The sequence below is a fragment of the Caballeronia sp. dw_276 genome (assembly GCF_018449635.1).
Lineage (GTDB): Bacteria > Pseudomonadota > Gammaproteobacteria > Burkholderiales > Burkholderiaceae > Caballeronia.
The window spans coordinates 118,208-136,037 of sequence record NZ_JAAVUV010000003.1 but is presented as its reverse complement, the minus strand read 5'-3'; the positions used below and the strand labels follow the sequence as shown (position 1 = coordinate 136,037).

The 17,830-nt window shown below is 60.0% G+C and carries 19 protein-coding genes and 1 tRNA gene; 10 read left to right on the top strand and 10 right to left on the bottom strand.

The window, feature by feature from the left end; translation table 11 throughout:
- Window positions 1–114 precede the first annotated feature (114 nt).
- Window positions 115–915: an inositol monophosphatase family protein gene (locus tag HB633_RS06515; protein WP_056352599.1), complete on the bottom strand. Its 801-nt coding sequence runs from the start codon at window positions 913–915 to the stop codon at window positions 115–117.
- 311 nt (window positions 916–1,226) lie between these two features.
- On the opposite strand from HB633_RS06515, the gene HB633_RS06510 reads away from it, so the two are divergent.
- Both HB633_RS06510 and cysE read left to right on the top strand, forming a co-directional pair.
- Window positions 1,227–2,018, top strand: a complete 792-nt coding sequence (locus HB633_RS06510) for an RNA methyltransferase (RefSeq protein WP_213777318.1) — start codon at window positions 1,227–1,229, stop codon at window positions 2,016–2,018.
- 170 nt (window positions 2,019–2,188) lie between these two features.
- The gene (gene cysE / locus HB633_RS06505; protein WP_213777317.1) at window positions 2,189–2,974 is read left to right on the top strand and encodes a serine O-acetyltransferase; all 786 of its coding nucleotides are present in this window, start codon (window positions 2,189–2,191) and stop codon (window positions 2,972–2,974) included.
- 4 nt (window positions 2,975–2,978) lie between these two features.
- Here cysE and HB633_RS06500 read toward each other — a convergent pair whose 3' ends face one another.
- The 4 genes from HB633_RS06500 to HB633_RS06485 all read right to left on the bottom strand — a co-directional run bounded on the left by HB633_RS06500 (window position 2,979) and on the right by HB633_RS06485 (window position 5,911).
- Window positions 2,979–3,788 (bottom strand): UDP-2,3-diacylglucosamine diphosphatase, encoded by an 810-nt coding sequence (locus HB633_RS06500; protein WP_213777316.1) that lies wholly within the window; start codon window positions 3,786–3,788, stop codon window positions 2,979–2,981.
- Window positions 3,785–4,282: a peptidylprolyl isomerase gene (locus tag HB633_RS06495; protein ID WP_213777315.1), complete on the bottom strand. Its 498-nt coding sequence runs from the start codon at window positions 4,280–4,282 to the stop codon at window positions 3,785–3,787. Before HB633_RS06495 ends, HB633_RS06500 begins: the two co-directional genes overlap by 4 nt.
- A 76-nt stretch (window positions 4,283–4,358) precedes the next feature.
- Window positions 4,359–4,940, bottom strand: coding sequence for a peptidylprolyl isomerase (locus tag HB633_RS06490; protein ID WP_213777314.1), 582 nt, complete (start codon window positions 4,938–4,940; stop codon window positions 4,359–4,361).
- An 89-nt stretch (window positions 4,941–5,029) separates the two neighbouring features.
- On the bottom strand, window positions 5,030–5,911 hold the full coding sequence (locus HB633_RS06485) for a tetratricopeptide repeat protein (protein WP_213777313.1): 882 nt from the start codon (window positions 5,909–5,911) through the stop codon (window positions 5,030–5,032).
- Between the two features lie 404 nt (window positions 5,912–6,315).
- On the opposite strand from HB633_RS06485, the gene cysS reads away from it, so the two are divergent.
- The 6 genes from cysS to HB633_RS06455 all read left to right on the top strand — a co-directional run bounded on the left by cysS (window position 6,316) and on the right by HB633_RS06455 (window position 13,365).
- The gene (cysS, locus tag HB633_RS06480; protein WP_213777312.1) at window positions 6,316–7,731 is read left to right on the top strand and encodes a cysteine--tRNA ligase; all 1,416 of its coding nucleotides are present in this window, start codon (window positions 6,316–6,318) and stop codon (window positions 7,729–7,731) included.
- Between the two features lie 44 nt (window positions 7,732–7,775).
- The gene (locus tag HB633_RS06475) at window positions 7,776–8,867 is read left to right on the top strand and encodes a DNA-3-methyladenine glycosylase (protein ID WP_213777311.1); all 1,092 of its coding nucleotides are present in this window, start codon (window positions 7,776–7,778) and stop codon (window positions 8,865–8,867) included.
- 119 nt (window positions 8,868–8,986) lie between these two features.
- Window positions 8,987–9,958 carry an acetyl-CoA carboxylase carboxyltransferase subunit alpha gene (locus HB633_RS06470; protein ID WP_213777310.1) on the top strand — a complete coding sequence of 324 codons (972 nt, stop codon included), beginning with the start codon at window positions 8,987–8,989 and terminating at the stop codon, window positions 9,956–9,958.
- 42 nt (window positions 9,959–10,000) lie between these two features.
- A complete protein-coding gene (tilS, locus tag HB633_RS06465) occupies window positions 10,001–11,443 on the top strand; it encodes a tRNA lysidine(34) synthetase TilS (protein WP_213777309.1) in 1,443 nt (480 codons plus the stop codon).
- A gap of 393 nt (window positions 11,444–11,836) precedes the next feature.
- Window positions 11,837–13,087: an aspartate kinase gene (locus tag HB633_RS06460; RefSeq protein ID WP_213777308.1), complete on the top strand. Its 1,251-nt coding sequence runs from the start codon at window positions 11,837–11,839 to the stop codon at window positions 13,085–13,087.
- Between the two features lie 184 nt (window positions 13,088–13,271).
- Window positions 13,272–13,365: transfer RNA gene (locus HB633_RS06455), tRNA-Ser, on the top strand.
- A 25-nt stretch (window positions 13,366–13,390) separates the two neighbouring features.
- Here HB633_RS06455 and HB633_RS06450 read toward each other — a convergent pair.
- Both HB633_RS06450 and HB633_RS06445 read right to left on the bottom strand, forming a co-directional pair.
- On the bottom strand, window positions 13,391–13,618 hold the full coding sequence (locus HB633_RS06450; protein ID WP_213777307.1) for a hypothetical protein: 228 nt from the start codon (window positions 13,616–13,618) through the stop codon (window positions 13,391–13,393).
- Between the two features lie 152 nt (window positions 13,619–13,770).
- Window positions 13,771–14,565: a helix-turn-helix transcriptional regulator gene (locus tag HB633_RS06445; RefSeq protein WP_213777306.1), complete on the bottom strand. Its 795-nt coding sequence runs from the start codon at window positions 14,563–14,565 to the stop codon at window positions 13,771–13,773.
- Between the two features lie 143 nt (window positions 14,566–14,708).
- Here HB633_RS06445 and HB633_RS06440 point away from each other — a divergent pair, with 143 nt between their 5' ends.
- Complete coding sequence (locus tag HB633_RS06440) at window positions 14,709–15,434, top strand: nuclear transport factor 2 family protein (protein ID WP_213777305.1); 726 nt, start codon at window positions 14,709–14,711, stop codon at window positions 15,432–15,434.
- A 25-nt stretch (window positions 15,435–15,459) separates the two neighbouring features.
- On the opposite strand, the gene HB633_RS06435 is transcribed toward HB633_RS06440, so the two are convergent.
- The 3 genes from HB633_RS06435 to HB633_RS06425 all read right to left on the bottom strand — a co-directional run bounded on the left by HB633_RS06435 (window position 15,460) and on the right by HB633_RS06425 (window position 17,245).
- Window positions 15,460–15,831, bottom strand: a complete 372-nt coding sequence (locus HB633_RS06435) for a single-stranded DNA-binding protein (protein WP_213777304.1) — start codon at window positions 15,829–15,831, stop codon at window positions 15,460–15,462.
- 81 nt (window positions 15,832–15,912) lie between these two features.
- Window positions 15,913–16,272 (bottom strand): winged helix-turn-helix domain-containing protein, encoded by a 360-nt coding sequence (locus HB633_RS06430; RefSeq protein ID WP_213777303.1) that lies wholly within the window; start codon window positions 16,270–16,272, stop codon window positions 15,913–15,915.
- A 292-nt stretch (window positions 16,273–16,564) separates the two neighbouring features.
- Window positions 16,565–17,245 (bottom strand): hypothetical protein, encoded by a 681-nt coding sequence (locus HB633_RS06425; RefSeq protein ID WP_255580784.1) that lies wholly within the window; start codon window positions 17,243–17,245, stop codon window positions 16,565–16,567.
- Between the two features lie 193 nt (window positions 17,246–17,438).
- Here HB633_RS06425 and HB633_RS06420 point away from each other — a divergent pair, with 193 nt between their 5' ends.
- Complete coding sequence (locus HB633_RS06420; RefSeq protein WP_213777302.1) at window positions 17,439–17,795, top strand: hypothetical protein; 357 nt, start codon at window positions 17,439–17,441, stop codon at window positions 17,793–17,795.
- Window positions 17,796–17,830 lie beyond the last annotated feature (35 nt).

The window sequence follows — 17,830 nt, the reverse complement described above, 5'->3', positions numbered from 1 at the left end:
AGGCGGGCGCCGTGTGCATAAACGCCGGCGAACCGGCGTAAGACTCGCCGCGGACATTCGGTGCAATCCGCGCGCTCCATCAAAAAAGGCGGCCGTGGCCGCCTTTGTTTCAACTTATGCGCTCGCGCGCGTGGTCGTGAAAGGATCCAGAATCTTGATCATTTGCGCGTACACCTTCGGGTTCGCCGCGACAATCTCGCTCTTGTGCAGGAAGTCCGACTCGCCCGTGTAGTTGCCGACCAGTCCGCCCGCTTCCGTGATCAGCAGGCTGCCCGCCGCCACGTCCCACGCCTTGATGCCTTGTTCGAAAAATGCATCGAGGCGGCCCGCGGCGACGTTCGCAAGATCCAGCGCGGCCGCACCCGGACGGCGCAAACCGGCGCACGCTTCGGTCATCTGCGTGAAGAGCTTGCCGTAGGCTTCGAGGCCATCGCCTTCGCGAAACGGGAATCCGGTGCCAACGAGCGCATCACCGAGACGATCCAGCTTGCCCACGCGAATGCGCCGCTCGTTCAGGTAGGCGCCCGAGCCGCGCGAGGCGGTGAAGAGGTCGTTGCGGGTGGGATCGTAGACAACGGCCTGCGTGATGATGCCCTTGTGGGCAAGCGCGATGGACACGCAGTAATACTGGAAGCCGTGGATGAAGTTGGTCGTGCCGTCGAGCGGATCGATGATCCACTGGAACTCGGATTCCTTGTCGGTCTCGCCCGATTCCTCGGCAAGAATGGAGTGCTTCGGATAAGCGGTCGTCAGTGTTTCGATGATCGCGGCTTCCGACGCCTTGTCCACTTCCGTCACGAAGTCGTTGTGCTGCTTTTTGCTGACCTGGATCCGGTCCAGGTCGAGCGACGCGCGGTTGATGATCTGTCCGGCGCGGCGAGCAGCCTTGACAGCAATATTGAGCATCGGATGCATGAATAGAGTCCTTTGCCCGGCGGTTGCGCTTCACGCCATGCGCGTGAAGCCGGAAACCCCGAGCGGAAAGTGCCCAACCGGCGGGCAAAATCGACATAAGTGTCGACGGCAACGAATTGAAGAAGAGCGATGCACGCGCCTTTTTCCATGTCATTACTGGCTGAAATCAGCGAAAGGCGCGCGCGAACCGAGCATTTTACCCGAGTCGGGCAGTGCGCGGGTCATGGGCGTTTCGCCGCCTTATAAGCCGTAAAAACCTCGTCTGGCGATACCATGACGGTTTTCCCCATCTTTTTGCAAGCGTTCACCCCTTGAACACGACCATTTCTCCGGCGCAACCCGCCGAACAACCCGTCGACGCCTTTGCATCGACTCGATTCGTGCTCGTCGAGCCGAGCCATCCGGGCAACGTCGGCGCAGCAGCGCGCGCGCTCAAGACCATGGGATTTTCGCGCCTGGTCGTGGTTGCGCCAAAAATCCCGTTTGTCACGCGCGAGCCCGAAGCCATCGCCATGGCCTCGGGCGCCGATGACGTGCTGGCATCGGCGCAAGTCGTCGAAACACTCGCCGATGCACTCAGCGGCGTTCATTGGTCTATCGCGCTCACAGCCCGTACGCGGGAGTACGGGCCGCCGCAGATGGCGCCGCGCCCCGCCGTGGCAAAAGCCTGCGAGCAGGGCCGGGGCGGCGGCGCGATCGCACTGGTATTCGGCAACGAGCGCGTGGGCTTGTCGAATGCGGACGTCGAACGATGCAGCGCGATTGCGCATATCCCCGCCAATCCCGCGTACAGCTCGCTCAATCTTGCGCAGGCGGTTCAGGTTTTAGCCTATGAATTGCGGCTCGCATTGCTCGATCGACCTGAAACGGCTCCGGTTGCGGCAGCCGAATCCACCATCGCGAGTGCACCGAGCGACGAGATCGAAGGCATGTACGCGCATCTCGAGCAGGCGCTCGTCGCGCTTGATTTCCTCGATCCGGCCAATCCGAAAAAGCTGATGTCACGATTGAGGCGTCTGTTTTCACGCTCGGGCCTGGAGCACGAGGAGGTGAATATCCTGCGCGGAATTGCCAAGCACATTCTTTTGCGGGTCAAGCGGTAACAAGATCCAGACCGTTCTGCCAGCGGGGGCATCGGCGCGTTTCCGGGCGGCTCGTCCTACAATCTGCACAAAACAAGCTATCGATTCCCGAATTCGTGCTGTGCCATAAAGCCAATGAGGCCCACGCGTATTCGCGATAAACCCCGCAGATCACCGACCGAGCCACCGTCATGTTCAACCGACTTCGCGAAGACATCGCCGCCATCCGCGAGCGCGATCCCGCCGCCCGCAGCGCCTGGGAAGTCGTGACGTGTTATCCGGGCTTCCACGCGGTCGTGCTGCACCGGATTGCGCATGCGTCGTGGGTTTCGGGCGGGCGCTGGATCGGACGCTTCGTTTCGCAGTTCGCGCGGTTCATGACGGGGATTGAAATCCATCCGGGCGCGACGCTCGGACGGCGTGTGTTCATCGATCACGGGATGGGCGTGGTGATCGGAGAGACGGCGGTTATTGGCGATGACTGCACGATTTATCAGGGCGTGACGCTTGGCGGCACGTCGCTCGCGCGTGGCGCGAAGCGGCATCCGACGCTCGAGCGTGGCGTGATCGTCGGTGCGGGCGCCAAAGTGCTCGGTGCGTTCACGGTCGGCGCGGACGCAAAGATCGGTTCGAACGCGGTCGTGGTGAAACCCGTTCCGGCGGGTGGAACGGCGGTGGGCAATCCGGCGCGCGTGGTCATGCCGGCGATGGCAAGACCGGCGCAGAAAGAGTGCTCGCCCGAGCGATCCGCCTTTTGCGCCTACGGCATCACGCCGAACGCCGATGACCCCGTTTCCCTCGCGATTCACGGCCTGATCGATCATGCATCAACGCAGACGCATCGCGTGGATGAGATCGTCGCGGCGCTGGAAAAACTCGGTACGCGTATCGATGCCATCAGCGGCGTGGAGAACGCCGCGTTCATCGACTTGAAGCACCTCTCAAATGTTATGAAGGGCGAGGCGGCGCGTCGCTAGACGTTCATTCCAGCGGCAGCGCCCGGATCCCTTCGGCGTCCACGCGCAGATAACCGCCGCGTGGCTCGCCATGATCAAGTTCCCAATCAGGCATGACCCATCGAACGCCATCGTTTTCCCGATGCCGCGCGGGCAAATGCGTATGCCCGTGAATCATGGTGTGCGTGCCGGTGCTGGCGAACAGTTGCGCCACGGCTTTACGCGTCACGTCATATTTGGCCTGCACGGGACGCATCCGTCCTTCTTCGCTCGTTGAACGCATGCGTTCCGCAATCGATAACCTCAGCTTCAGCGGCAGGCTCAGGAACACCTGCTGCGCCACCTGATTCCGCGCAAAACGCCGGAAGCGCTGGTACGCGGGGTCGTCTGTGCAAAGCGCGTCGCCATGGGCGACCACAATGCGCGTGCCGAACGCGGTAATCACGAAAGGATCGGGCAGCGGCATGGCGCCGGCCGCGCGCATGAAGCCCTTGCCGAGCAGGAAGTCGCGATTTCCATGCATGACATACAAGCCGATCCCACGCTCGGACAAGGTATGCATCAAGGCGGTCATGCGCCGTACGAACGCTGCGCGCGCGCCTTGCACGGAGGCTTCGAGTACGTCGTCGCCAACCCAGAATTCAAAGAGATCGCCGAGGATGAACACCGAGTCGGCCTCGTTCGCCGTCACTCGAATGAAATGCTCGAACGCCGCCACCGTCTTCGGAATGGCATCGCTTAAATGAAGATCCGAAATGAAAAACAGCGGGCGCGCTGTAGCTTCCGCGCCCGCTGTTTTCAGTGAATCGGTCACGCCGTCTGTCGAGTCAGTCATTCACCGACGACAACAGCCTTCTCGATCACGACGTCATCCGCTGGCACATCCTGGTGAAAGCCCTTCGAGCCGGTCTTCACCTTGCGGATCTTGTCAACGATGTCCATGCCGTCCACGACCTTGCCGAACACGGCATAGCCCCAGCCCTGCGACGTCGGCGCCGAGTGATTCAGGAACTCGTTGTCGCCCACGTTGATGAAGAACTGCGCGGTCGCCGAATGCGGGTCGTTCGTGCGTGCCATGGCAAGCGAACCGACTTCGTTCTTCAGGCCATTGTTCGCTTCGTTGTCGATGGGTGCGTCCGTCGGTTTTTGCTTCATGCCCGGTTCGAAGCCGCCGCCCTGGATCATGAAACCGTCGATCACGCGATGGAACACGGTGTTGTCGTAGTGACCTTTCTTGACGTAGTTCAAGAAATTCTCGACGGACTTCGGCGCCTTCTCAGCGTTCAGTTCGATCTTGATGATGCCGTGATTCGTATGGAGTTCGACCATGATGAATTCCTTTCCTTTTCAAAAGTGGATGGAGCAATACGCGACGCGCACGGCGTATGCCTGCTGCTTTGATCTCTTACTTCCCGACCACGCTCGCGGATTCGATCACGATGTTCGATTGCGGCACATCGCCCATCGGCCCACGCGTGGTGGTGGGCGTGGCTTCGATCTTCTTCACGACGTCCATGCCCGAGACGACCTTGCCGAATACGGCATAACCATTGCCGTCGCCGTTGGGGTAATCGAGGCCGGTGTTATCGACGGTATTGATGAAGAACTGCGACGTGGCCGAGTTCGGATCGCTCGTGCGTGCCATCGCGAGGGTGCCGGTGCTGTTCTTCAAGCCGTTCTTGCTTTCAAGCGGAATGGGCGCGCGCGTGGGCTTCTCAGCAAAGCTCGTGGTGTAGCCGCCGCCCTGAATCATGAAGCCTGGAATCACACGATGAAAGATCGTGCCGTTGTACTGCCCGGACTTCACGTAATCAAGAAAGTTGGCGACGCTTTTGGGCGCCTTCTCGGGATACAGCTCGACTTTGATATCGCCTTGCGACGTCTTGAGCAGCACGTTCGGATGAGCGGCCGTTTGTGACGACTGAGCAAACGCAGGCGCCTGGGCGATGAGTGCAGCGCTGCCGAGCGCCAACAACAAACTTTTCATGAGCAATCGATCCTCTGGTTGGAGCTGCATCTCGTGGTGGTCTGAACGGACATCAGACCTTTGCGGTTTGACGGTCCGTTCAGGCCGGATCACGGTTTGGAAGGTGCGAAATACGGCGTGTTCGAGAGTGGCACGCTCGGTCCGCCGAATGGCGAATAAAGCGGTGCGGACATGTCCGTGGACGACGAAGACGAGCCGGTCGTGCCCGTATTCGGCGCGTTCCAGTCACTGCCGTTCGAGGTTGACGACGTTGACGACGAGGCCACAGGCGCGGAAGCTGCCGTTGCAGAAGACGCTGCCGGAACGCGCGAAGCGCCCGAAGCGGCAGCCGCGGCGGCTGCCGCTGCTTCCGGACGACGGCGCGGCGGCGGCGAAACGATCTTCTGGATATCGCCCACGCGCTGCGCCGTCAACGGGCTTCTCGATCCGAGCGTCTGAGCGCGTTTATACGATTCGCTCGCAAGCCGCAGATACAAGTCACCCAGATTCTCGTACGCGAGCGCATAGCTCGGATTCGCCTTCGTCGCGGTTTCGAGCGCGACGCGGGCTTCATCGTAGCGGCCTTTCTTCGCATAGAGCGCAGCCAGGTTGTTATACGGCTCCGGCAGCTCCGGATACGCTTGCGTAAGTTCGGTGAACGCGGTGATGGCTTCGTCGTCGCGGTTCAGGCGGGCGAGCACGGTAGCGCGCTTGAATTTCGCCTGGACGTCGCGCGGATTGGTCGCAAGACGCGCGTCTAGCTGGATCAGCGCGCTTTGCCATTGCTTCTGCGAGATCGCGGAGTCGATGGCGGGCGTGTCGTCAGCGGTGGCGGTGGAGACTTGCGCAAACGCCGGCACGGCCGGCCACAGAGATGCGCCAAGTCCGAATGCGGCAGTTGCAAGTGCGGTCGCCGCGAGCTTGGCAACGCTTGATACGCGGCGGCTTGTAGGTTTCATAGGCTCGTTTCTGAATGTTATACTCCGGCCCATTCTAACAAAACGTCCGCAACGTTCTGCTGAACGTCCGGACAGTCTTTACGCCACTCGCGGCCGCCTCCGTTTTGATTCGCATGACCCGCATGTTTTCGCGGCGCTGCGCTCCTGTTCCGAGGGGTCCTCATCGGGTCCCCATCGCTCCGGTTTATAGCTGAACATGTCTCTCGCCGTTATGCATTCGTCATTCTGTTGCTGCGGGTCATGCTGTTGTTCCAGTTCTTGTCGCCGGCCGATCGCAACCTGTAGCATGATCATCTCTGTGCCAATGTGCAGGTTGCACGGTTTGTAAAAGCATCGGCGTTTGACCCACGTGACCCACGTGAGAATCACGCAGCACGCTCGCCACATTCGGCCAGCAATCGAAACACTCGGATGTCCCGGCCCACGCACCATCGTTTATGAACTCATTGCGCATCTACAACACGCTCGCGCGTGACAAGCAACCTTTTGTGCCTCTCCGTGCCGGAGAAGTGCGCATGTATGTCTGCGGAATCACGGTGTACGACTACTGTCACGTCGGGCACGCACGCATGATGATCGTGTTCGACATCGTGCAGCGGTGGCTTCGTACGATCGGCTATGACGTGACATATGTGCGCAACATCACGGATATCGACGACAAGATCATTCGTCGCGCCGTGGAAAATGGCGAATCGATCAAGTCGCTGACCACGCGATTCATTCAGGCCATGTATGACGATCTCGATGCCCTCGGTGTCGAGCGTCCCGACCGCGAACCGCGCGCAACAGATTTCGTGCCGCAGATGCTCGACATGATCCAGACACTCGTGAACAACGGTTACGCGTATCAGGCAAGCGATGGCGACGTGAACTACGCCGTGCGCAAGTTCGAGGGCTACGGCAAGCTGTCGGGCAAGTCGATTGAAGATTTGCGCGCGGGCGAACGCGTGGCGTCGAATGACGCGAAGCTGGACCCGCTCGACTTCGTATTGTGGAAACGTGCGAAAGAGGGCGAACCGCCTGACACGGGTTGGGACTCTGCGTGGGGCCGCGGGCGGCCGGGCTGGCATATCGAATGTTCCGCCATGGGTTGCACGTTGCTCGGCGACCGTTTCGACATTCATGGCGGTGGTCAGGACTTGCAGTTTCCGCACCATGAGAATGAGATTGCGCAGAGCGAGGCGGCAACCGGCGTTCAGTTCGTCAACTACTGGATGCACAACGGCTTCGTGCAGATCGACAGCGAAAAGATGTCGAAGTCGCTTGGCAACTTCTTCACCATTCGCGAAGTCCTCGAAAAATTCGACGCGGAAGTCGTGCGCTTTTTTATTGCGCGGGCACACTATCGTTCGCCGCTCAATTACAGCGACGTTCATATAGACGATGCACGTGGGGCGCTCACGCGCCTTTACACCGCGTTGAAAGATGTGAGCCCGGACACGAATCCGCTCGACTGGAACGAAGCGCATGCGCAGCGTTTTCAGGCAGCCATGAACGACGACTTCAATACGCCCGTCGCGATTGCGGTTCTGTTCGAATTGGCGAGCGAAGTGAACCGCTCGCAGGACGCGGTGCTCGCGCGTCAGTTGAAGTCGCTTGGCGGCGTGCTCGGCTTGTTGCAGCGCGATCCGCGTGCGTTCCTTCAGGACGCGCCGGGCAGTAACAGGAATAGTGGCGAGGAGGGCGCTGCCGGCCTCACGCCTCTTGATATCGAAACGAAGATCGCTGCTCGCGTTGCTGCGAAACAAGCGAAGAACTATGCCGAAGCAGACCGGATTCGCGCTGAGTTGCTCGAAGCCGGAATTGCACTTGAAGACAAACCGGGTGGGTCGACCGAATGGCGTCGCAGCTAAACGTCCTTCGCATTCTCTGATCGACTTACCAGGTAGGAGGCATGATGGCAACGGCCAGAAAGACGCCGGCTAAACGAGCAGCGTCCGGAAGTAACGCAGCGACCGAAACGACGGCTACGCGGCGTGCAAGTGTGAAGACATCGACGGCGTCCAAGCCCTTGGCCAAGCGGCTCAATGGCGCGGCCGACGGTGCGCCGGGAAAAGCGGCATCGAAGAAGCGGGTGGTCAATGGGGCCGCGCATGACGACGCGCCGGCAGCGAACGGCGTGGCCCGCGCGCGCAAGACGGTGCGTGCGGGCGTTCCCAAGGCGTCGCTGAAGAAAGCGAACGGCGACGCCGCTAAATTGCTCGACGTGAAAACCACTGAAGCCGATGTCGACGGCGGGACCGCGCAAGCGCTCGTACGCGACCCGCAGGCCAATGGCGAGATCGTTCGGAAATCGCGGGTGGTCACTTCGGAAAAGACGGTCGCCGTGAATACGGTCGCCGTACAAACACCCGGACTGTCGCCCGAAGCCGCGCGTCCCGAGTATTGGGACAAGGCGTGCGCGGATCTCGTCAAGCGCGACCGGATCCTGAAGAAGCTGATTCCGAAGTTCGGACCCGTGCATCTCGTGAACCGTGATGATCCGTTCACCACGCTCGCGCGTTCCGTCGTAGGGCAGCAGATTTCGGTGGCGTCCGCACAAGCCATCTGGAAGCGCGTGGAAGGCGCGTGTCCCACGCTCGCGCCGCAGCAGTTCATCAAAGTCGGGCCGGCGAAGCTGCAGTCGTGCGGGTTATCGAAGAGAAAGTCCGAGTACATTCTCGACGTCGCGCAGCATTTCGTATCGGGCGCATTGCACGTGGACAGCTGGACGTCGATGGAAGACGAAGCCGTGATCGCGGAATTGACGCAGATTCGCGGCATCGGCCGCTGGACGGCGGAAATGTTCCTGATCTTCAACCTGTCGCGCCCGGACGTCCTGCCGCTTGATGACCTCGGCCTGATCCAGGCCATCAGCGTCAACTATTTCAGCGGCGAACCCGTCACCCGCAGCGAAGCGCGCGAAGTCGCAGCCAACTGGGAGCCGTGGCGAACAGTCGCTACCTGGTACATGTGGCGTAGCCTTTATCCTGTGCCCGCCGATCACTAAAAGTGCATGATCGGAGCTGGGTGGCTATCAAAACTTTATAATCGATAGTTTCGACCCAAAATTTAGTGAGGCCGGCGCGGTTAGAATACGCGCTGCCCGATGCTCTAGGATTCGAACATATGAAGACCACTTTTCTGGATTTCGAACAGCCGATCGCTGAACTCGAAGCGAAGATTGAAGAATTGCGCTTTGTTCAGGACGATTCCGCTGTCGATATTTCGGAAGAAATCGAGCGGCTTTCGAAGAAGAGCCAGCAGCTCACGAAAGACTTGTACGCCAACCTGACCCCGTGGCAGGTTTCGCAGATCGCGCGTCATCCGCAGCGTCCGTACACGCTCGACTATGTGAACGAGCTTTTCACCGATTTCCACGAACTGCACGGCGACCGCTCATATGCCGACGACCTGGCCATTGTTGGCGGCCTTGCGCGTTTCAATGGCCAGGCCTGCATGGTGATCGGCCAGCAAAAGGGGCGCGACACGAAAGAACGCGCGGCGCGTAATTTCGGCATGCCGCGTCCGGAAGGGTATCGCAAGGCCGAGCGCCTGATGCGCCTCGCGGAAAAGTTTGGTCTGCCGATTTTCACGTTCATCGACACACCCGGTGCGTATCCCGGCATTGGCGCCGAAGAGCGCGGCCAGTCGGAAGCGATCGGCCGTAACCTCTACGTGATGGCAGAGCTGAAGACGCCGATCATCGCGACCATCATTGGCGAAGGCGGCTCCGGCGGCGCGCTCGCCATCGCGGTTGCGGACAGTGTGCTGATGCTGCAATTTTCCACGTACTCGGTCATTTCACCGGAAGGCTGCGCCTCCATTTTGTGGAAGAGCGCGGCGAAGGCGCCTGAAGCGGCCGAGGCGCTTGGTTTGACCGCGCACCGGTTGAAGGCGCTCGGGCTGATCGACAAGATCGTGAACGAACCGCTTGGCGGCGCGCATCGTGATCCGAAGGGCATGGCCGCTTTGCTGCGCCGCGCGTTGTCTGACACGCTGCGTCAGTTCCACGGCATGAACGCACTCGATGTCCGTGCCCGCCGTTTCGACAAGCTGATGGCGTACGGCAAGTTCAAGGAAAACCTGCCGGGCGCGTGAGCTTGCAACGCTTCGCTCACCTTCTCCAGGAAAGCGATCCCCGTGACCGCCGACACTGAAACTCCCGCCAGCCGCCTCGTAACGGATGCGGTGCGCGCGGCGCTAGCCGATGTGTCGGCGTCCGCCAACAGTCCCATCGCCGTCGCGTTCAGCGGCGGTCTCGATTCCACCACGCTCCTCGATGCCGCTGTCCGCTGCGCAGGGCAAGCGCGCGTGGTCGCATTGCATATTCATCACGGGCTGAGTCCTAACGCCGATGCCTGGGCCGCGCATTGCCACGCGTTCGCCCGCGCGTTGGGCGTGCGGTTTGCATCGCGTCAGGTCGATGTAGTGCGCGAAGGCGGCGAAAGTCTCGAAGCAGCGGCGCGCGATGCGCGTTATCGGGCGCTCGACGCTTTGTGCGAGGAACATGGCGCCACGACGCTGTGGCTTGCGCATCACGCCGACGATCAGGCGGAAACGGTGTTGCTGCAATTGCTGCGTGGCGCGGGTGTGGCCGGCCTCGCGGCGATGGCGCCGCAACGCGCCGACGGGTTGTCCGTGCCGCGCGTGCGGCCCTTGCTGAATCTGTTGCGGGCGCAGCTCGAACACTATGCGCATCAGCGCGACCTGCGCTGGATCGACGACGAATCCAACGCCGATACACGCTACGCCCGCAACGCGTTGCGTCACGATGTCCTACCGGCGCTCGCCGTGCATTTCCCCGGGTTTCGCGACGCGCTTGCCCGCACGGCATCGCATGCGGCATCCGCGCAACGGCTGCTGGATGATCTTGCGCGCATCGACTTGCAATCGGCTGCATGCGCTGACGACGAGAACGCGTTGAGCTTGTCGGCCTTGCTCGCCCTCGACGATGAACGTGCGATCAACCTGCTGCGCTACTGGATGCGTGCGCTTGGGTTGCAGGCGGCGTCGGCGGCGCGGATCGGCGAGATTCTGCGCCAGGTACGCGATGCCGCAGCCTCGCGCAACGGCCATGCGTTGCGTATCGACCATGCGGGACATTGCCTGCGGGTGTATCGCGACGCCATGTTCTGGGAAATGGGCGACAGTGCCGATCCTGCGGATCTCGACAACGGCGCCGCGTCGCCCCGCGCGGCAAGCAAGCTCGATTGGGACGGCGAAAGCGTCTGGCGCGTGCCGCAATGGCGTGGGAGTTTTGTGTTCGCGCCGGTGGCCGAAGACGATGCCGACGTGGCCGGCTCCGTTTCCGAGGCCATGCTGCGTTTCGAGCCGCTCACGGCGCGTTCGCGCGCGGGCGGCGAGCGCGTGCGCGTAACGGCGGATGGGCCAAACCGTACGCTCAAAAACCTGTTTCAGGAGCAGGGCGTGCCGGGATGGAAACGCGATGTGCCACTTCTCTTTTCCGGCGATACGCTGTTGTTCGTGCCGCTGATCGGAATCAACCGGGCCTGTGGGCAACCGGGAACCGAAGGCGGGCGCCGGCGGCGTATTGCGTGGCAACCGGATCTGGTGATTGCCTGATCTGTTGCACGGGTTGAACGGCAGAAATCAGATCGGTAAAAATTCTATTTTTCTGCGCGTCAAAACAGCCCCGATCTACGTCGCTTTGCCCGTTCCAGCTTGTGTTTTAGGCCTTGATCGGGTACGTTTACCGGTTTCCCGCAACGCCTTTCAAGCAGCTTTTCCGTCCAGAAGACGCGTTTTTGGCCGCTGGAATCGCATTTTGCGCGTGAGCGAACCTCGCGCGCGCGGCAACCGCGTTTCGTCGTCACGCTTAAGTCGTCGATCGCACCTTTTCAGATTCCGCCCGGACCAGTTCCCGAGGCCGGCGTCTGTTGCAATACGTGAACCACGTGCGGTACGCGGCGCATAACACGGCGCGCAGCGCGGCTTTTCCTCCAGCTTAAAACGACAATGGCACTCATCGTACATAAATACGGCGGCACTTCGATGGGCTCGGTCGAGCGCATCAAGAACGTCGCCAGGCGCGTCGCCAAATGGCACAAGGCAGGCCACAAGATGGTCGTCGTCCCTTCGGCCATGTCCGGCGAAACGAATCGCCTGCTCGGGCTCGCGCGCGAAATCACCCCTGACCCCGACCCGCGCGAACTCGACATGATCGCTTCCACGGGCGAGCAGGTCAGCGTCGGCCTTCTGGCTATCGCATTGCAAGCCGAAGGGCTCGAAGCGGTCAGCTATGCGGGCTGGCAAGTCCCGATCAAGACAGATAGCGCGTTCACGAAAGCGCGCATCAGCGACATCGACGGCACGCGGGTGCTCGCGGATCTCGACGCGGGTAAAGTCGTCGTTATTACGGGTTTTCAGGGCGTCGATCCGGAAGGCCATATCGCAACGCTGGGACGCGGCGGTTCGGATACGTCGGCGGTGGCCATCGCGGCAGCAATGAAAGCCGACGAATGCCTGATCTATACCGACGTCGACGGTGTCTACACAACCGACCCGCGCGTGGTGGAAGAAGCGCGCCGGCTGGATCGTGTGACGTTTGAAGAAATGCTGGAAATGGCGAGCCTCGGATCGAAGGTGCTGCAGATCCGTTCGGTGGAATTTGCGGGTAAATATCAGGTAAAGACGCGCGTGCTGTCGAGCCTGACGGACCCGATGATTCCTCTCGAAACCGAAATGAGCTCGGGCACCCTGATTACTTTTGAAGAAGACGAGACCATGGAAAAAGCTGTTATCTCGGGCATCGCGTTCCAGCGCGACGAAGCGCGAATTGCCGTGATGGGTGTGCCCGACAAGCCGGGTATCGCGTATCAGATCCTGGGGCCGGTGGCGGATGCGAACATCGACATCGACATGATCATCCAGAACACGAGCGTGGACGGCAAGACCGACTTCACGTTCACGGTGGGCCGCGGCGACTATGCGCGCGCCATGGAGATCCTGACGAATCAGGTCAAGGAACACGTGAAGGCCGAGCAGGTCCGCGGTGATCCCAAGGTCTCGAAGGTTTCGGTGGTGGGCGTGGGTATGCGTTCGCACGTGGGCATTGCCAGCACGATGTTCCGTACGCTGGCAGAAGAGGGCATCAATATCCAGATGATCTCTACTTCCGAAATCAAGATCTCGGTGCTGATCGACGAAAAGTACACCGAGCTCGCCGTGCGCGCGTTGCACAAGGTGTTCGAACTCGATCGCGCGTGAACCGGCTGGTTGGTGAATGAATAGCGGGTTAGTCGGGATGTTTGTCGGCGTTGCAAGGCTTGATGTGTCGCCCTTCAATGCGCTCTGATCTACGAAAAATTTTGTCTCATGAAATTGACCCACAGCCGCTAACCCGCTATGATCTTGGCTTCGTCGCGCTGACTCCCGCGCGGCAGAAAGTGCAGGAGACGTGGCCGAGAGGTTGAAGGTACTCCCCTGCTAAGGGAGCATCTGGGCTAAAACCTGGATCGAGGGTTCGAATCCCTCCGTCTCCGCCAGAAGATGGTCAAAAACCCCGTAGATCTAACGATCTACGGGGTTTTGTTTTTTCGGCTTTGCAGAGAATCTTTTCAGCGTTTTTGTTTCCGGCTGCTGTGCGTCGCGCGCGCTTCGTTCGTTAGCTAACCGACGCCCGATTTCCGAAATGGGATCGTCGCGGTTTGAGCGCTCGCCCCGAGCGCCCGGAGCCGGAAGGAGCACGCCGATGAAAAGGTTGACCGTGATCGTTGCGGGTCTGTCCTGGAGGTTCATCGAGAAACCGGTCCTGCAGTTTGGACGCCGTTTCTTGAAGTCGGGAAAGCACGTAGAGGTGCAAGTCCCGGTCGCGCCGATAAGCTGATCAGCGCCTTGTTTCCTCGTCGTACCAGCAGCCTTTTCCGGTTTCACGTGCTTCACGCCGGTCGCTAGCGCTTCAACGCGGCGGCTGTCGCTTCATCGGCGGGGAAAAACATTTCGATGGCCAGCTCCGACAACGTCACATCGACCGGTGTGCCAAACACCAGTGTTGTCGAGATGAACGACAAACGTCCGGCCGCCGTGCTCAGCACGAACGGAATGGCGATGGATGATTCCATTGTCCGGTCGTCGTTTGAAGCGCCTGGATAGCTTGCCAATTCATCGCGCAATGCCATCAGCTGTGTGTCACCACTTGCGCGTATCTGGCCGTCGAGCCGTTCGAGCAAATGCCTTCGCCATTGCCCGAGATTCACGATCTTCGAAGCCAGCCCGCGTGGATGCAGGCTCAGGCGAAGCACGTTGACTGGCGGCTGGAGCAGGGCAGGATCGGCATCGGCGATAAGCGCCGCGACCGCACCATTCGCCGATATCAAATTCCAGTGTCGATCGATTGCAAGCGCGGGGTAGGGCTCGTGTCCCTTCAATACTTGCTTGACGGCGAGCCGGGCGGGCGCCATCGATTGATCGTCGAGCGAGCGCTGTTGAAACACGGGCGCGAAACCGGCGGCCGTAAGCAATTGATTGCGTTCACGCAGCGGGACGTCGAGATATTCGGCCAGACGCAGCACCATCGCGCGGCTCGGCGCGGCGCGCCCGGTTTCAATGAAACTCAGATGCCGGCTCGAAATCTCCGCTTCGTTTGCAAGCAATAGCTGGCTCATGCGCCGCCGTTCGCGCCAATGCTTGATCAAGGTTCCGATAGATAGGGGCCCAGATACGGCCGTGGAGCTCAGAGTGTTCATGTCCTTACCTTAGCAAAGCGCCGTGCATGCGGCCATTACCTCAAGCGTAATCGACGCGCCGCACGCCTCTCCCGATGATGACTTCCAGGCCGTGCCAATCCGGTCCGGCCACACGTCATTCACGTTGGAAACAGGAGAGCATCATGACCGAGCATGAGATTTTGGTGGGCCGTTATATCGATGCCTGGAACGAGACGGATGCAGCGCGCCGCGAAACGCTGGCCGCGCAAGTGCTGCTGGAAAACGGACGCTACCTAGACCCGATGATGAACAGCACCGGGCCCAAAGGCTTCGCCGACATGATCGGCGCGTTTCAGTCTTCCATGCCGGGTTTGAGCTTTCAGCGCGTTGGCGGAATCGACGCGACCGGCCAGACGGTGCGCTTCAGCTGGCGTTTGATCGATGCAACCGGGCGGCAGTTTGCAAGCGGCACGGATATCGGTGATTTCTGCGTCGATGGACGCTTCGCCAGCATCACGGGTTTTATCGATAGCGCGTTGATGGGTCGCGACTGGAGCGTCGAGAAATACGCGGCGTTCTGGGCAGCGCCGGATTTCGGCAAGCCGACAGACGAGCTTGCCGCAGATATCGAGGGATATTGGCCGGGGCGCGATGCGCCGCTGAGAGGTGTCGAAGCGTATGTTCGTCCGCTGCATGAACTGCTGCGCCGTGTCCCCGATTTCAGGCTTGAAGTCGCCGATCACGCAAGCCGTGGCGACACGGTTTTCATTCGATGGATCGCGACGGGCACGCACGGCGATGTGCCGCTGCGTTTCGAAGGCGTGGACTGCGTTCGCCACAAGCACGGTCAGGTCTATGAAAACCACATCTTCTGCGACCACCCGCTGGTGCTTTCCCTGAATCGTTAGGCTGGAGAAAACCGGTGTCGATGATTTACAAGTCGTCCAGAACGTCGTCCTGATCCGCGCCGATCTCCGGCTGACCGCGCACCGTGCGGCGTTTTTGCTGGACGTGGTACGCGGTCAGCACGGCGTGAACGACCATGTCCAGCGCGGGTTTCGCGTTGCCTTGCTTGTCGGTCCAGACCTTCGGTGTGAGGGCGCCGGCAAGCGACACGCTGTCGCCGTCATCGAGCGCCTGCAGCGCTTCCTTGGCAATATCGTCGAACGCGATCACATTGATGAACAGGCTCTCGCCATCGCCCGCCGCGGCGCGTACCCGGCATGTGACGAAATGGGTGCCATGCTGGCCGGTGCGCACTTGTGCCGTACCGTAAAGCCGTCCGGAAACGAGGCCGTCGATCATCGTGTGTTCCTTCGAAATCGCGGATTGTCTCATTGGAAGCGCGGTTCGCGTGAGGCACGTGATTGCCGATCGTTCGCGCAATCAGGTTTGTTTTCGCTTCGCTTCTTCCAGGCAGTCGGCCAGCTTTTCGAAATAGTCGAGCGCCTTGCGCGTGGGCACGACCGTTTTGGTTCGCAGATCGGTGCTCGATTCATCGACAGAAACGAGCCCTTCCTGCCGCAGCCGGGCGAGCTTGCGATGCACCGTTGCCGGCGCGCCCGCCGCCGAAAGCGCCATTGTTTCCGTGACGGTCAGCGAATGCCCCGTGTGCCAGGCGGCGGTCAGCGCTTCGAGCAGACGTTCCTCGGCGGCGTCGAGTTTCGGAACAGTGGGCAACGCCTGAACGGCCTGAGCCAGGTTCAGGAAGCGCAAATAGGTATCAACAAGGTGTTTTTTTGCCATTGCCGCGGACTCGGGAAGCGTCCGTCAATCATAGCATTCGCTGGAAGAAGCTTGCGCACGCCTTACGTAAAGACTTAAAACCCTGCGCGAAGCATGAGTCGCAGACTTTAAAATCACTTATCACTTTGATAATAAAATGCTAGCATTATCGAAAGAGGGCGCTCTATCGACGTAATAGGGTAGCGCTACTAGTCCTGAGAGTATAAAAAAGTGCACGTTACCCTGCTGACAAAAGGCAGGGTAACGATGCATCATAAATACAGACAAAACCTTAGGCGTTAGCTTTGTTCTTTTAGCGCGATGTTTCGTGCGCGGATCTATGAAATCGTGTTATCAGCCATAAGCCGAACTTAAGCGCATACACAATGATCAGCGTGCCGCTTAGGTCGCCGACCACCATTACCGCAAACCGCTCCGCAGCGCCTTCTGCATTGCCGTTCAGTACGGTCCACATTTGCTGCATTGCCGGACCGACCAACGAATAGAGCAATTCGAGAAAGAGAAGCCTTCCTGCCGTTAAATTGACTAATGACGGCCGCAGGCCAAGTCGGCGTATAGCAAATAGATATACGAGATATGGCGCGAGCGCCGAGATAATGGCAACGAACGTGGCATGCACCGGGTCATTCGGGAAATAGTAGAAGAAGCAGCTAATCAACGACGCCATTAATATACCGTTCGCGCCCAAACCTCCGAATAACAACGTGCAGAGAAGTCGCATTCCTGCAGGCAAGTAGACCCAATTGACGCCTCGCACGAACTCCGAATGCCGAAAGATCCATTCATTTGCGACCAGGGTCAGCAGGAAAATGAGCGCGGTTCCGCAAATCACGGCCAGGTAATGGCGAACGGCGAAGGGAAGCGTTGGCGGCAAGCTCAATGACCTCTGGGCAGTTTGCATATCTGCGGCCACACGCGGGTCGTATGAGCGGACCATGGACGCAGATGTTAGATAAACGGTGACAGATGACATTCATTCTATCAGCCGATGCCAGCATAGCCGCGCTGGCCATACCTTTGAAACCGGCAGTTGCGGAACTTGTCATGTGAAATTTTATGTCACATCCGGTCGTTGGTCGTAATTCGGAGTTACTGCCTTGAAACAATCCCGGCGGCTTGTTCGGCTAAGATTTCTCTCAACGAAACCGATTCCGTTGAGGCTTCAAATGAACAATAAGTTAAAGACATCGATTTTTGCAGGCGTTGTGGCTGTCGGGGCGTTGGGACTGTCTGGCGCGGCAACCGCGCAAGTCCGGCTGGGTATCAATCTCGGTGTACCTGCTCCTGCCCCGGTGTATGTTGCGCCGCAACCGGTTTATGCACCGCCTCCACCGCCCGTGGTCTATGCGCCGCCCCCACCGCCGGTTGTTTATGCGCCGGCGCCGGTGTATGCACAACCTGCCATCGTCATTGGCTGGCACGGCGATCGTTATTACGACGGCCGCCGTTATTGGGCTCGCGACGATTGGTATCGACATCATGGTGGCGGTCCGCGGTACGGCGATCATCGCGGCTGGCATTGAGCAGTCGACACTCGATGATTGGCACGGAACCAAAG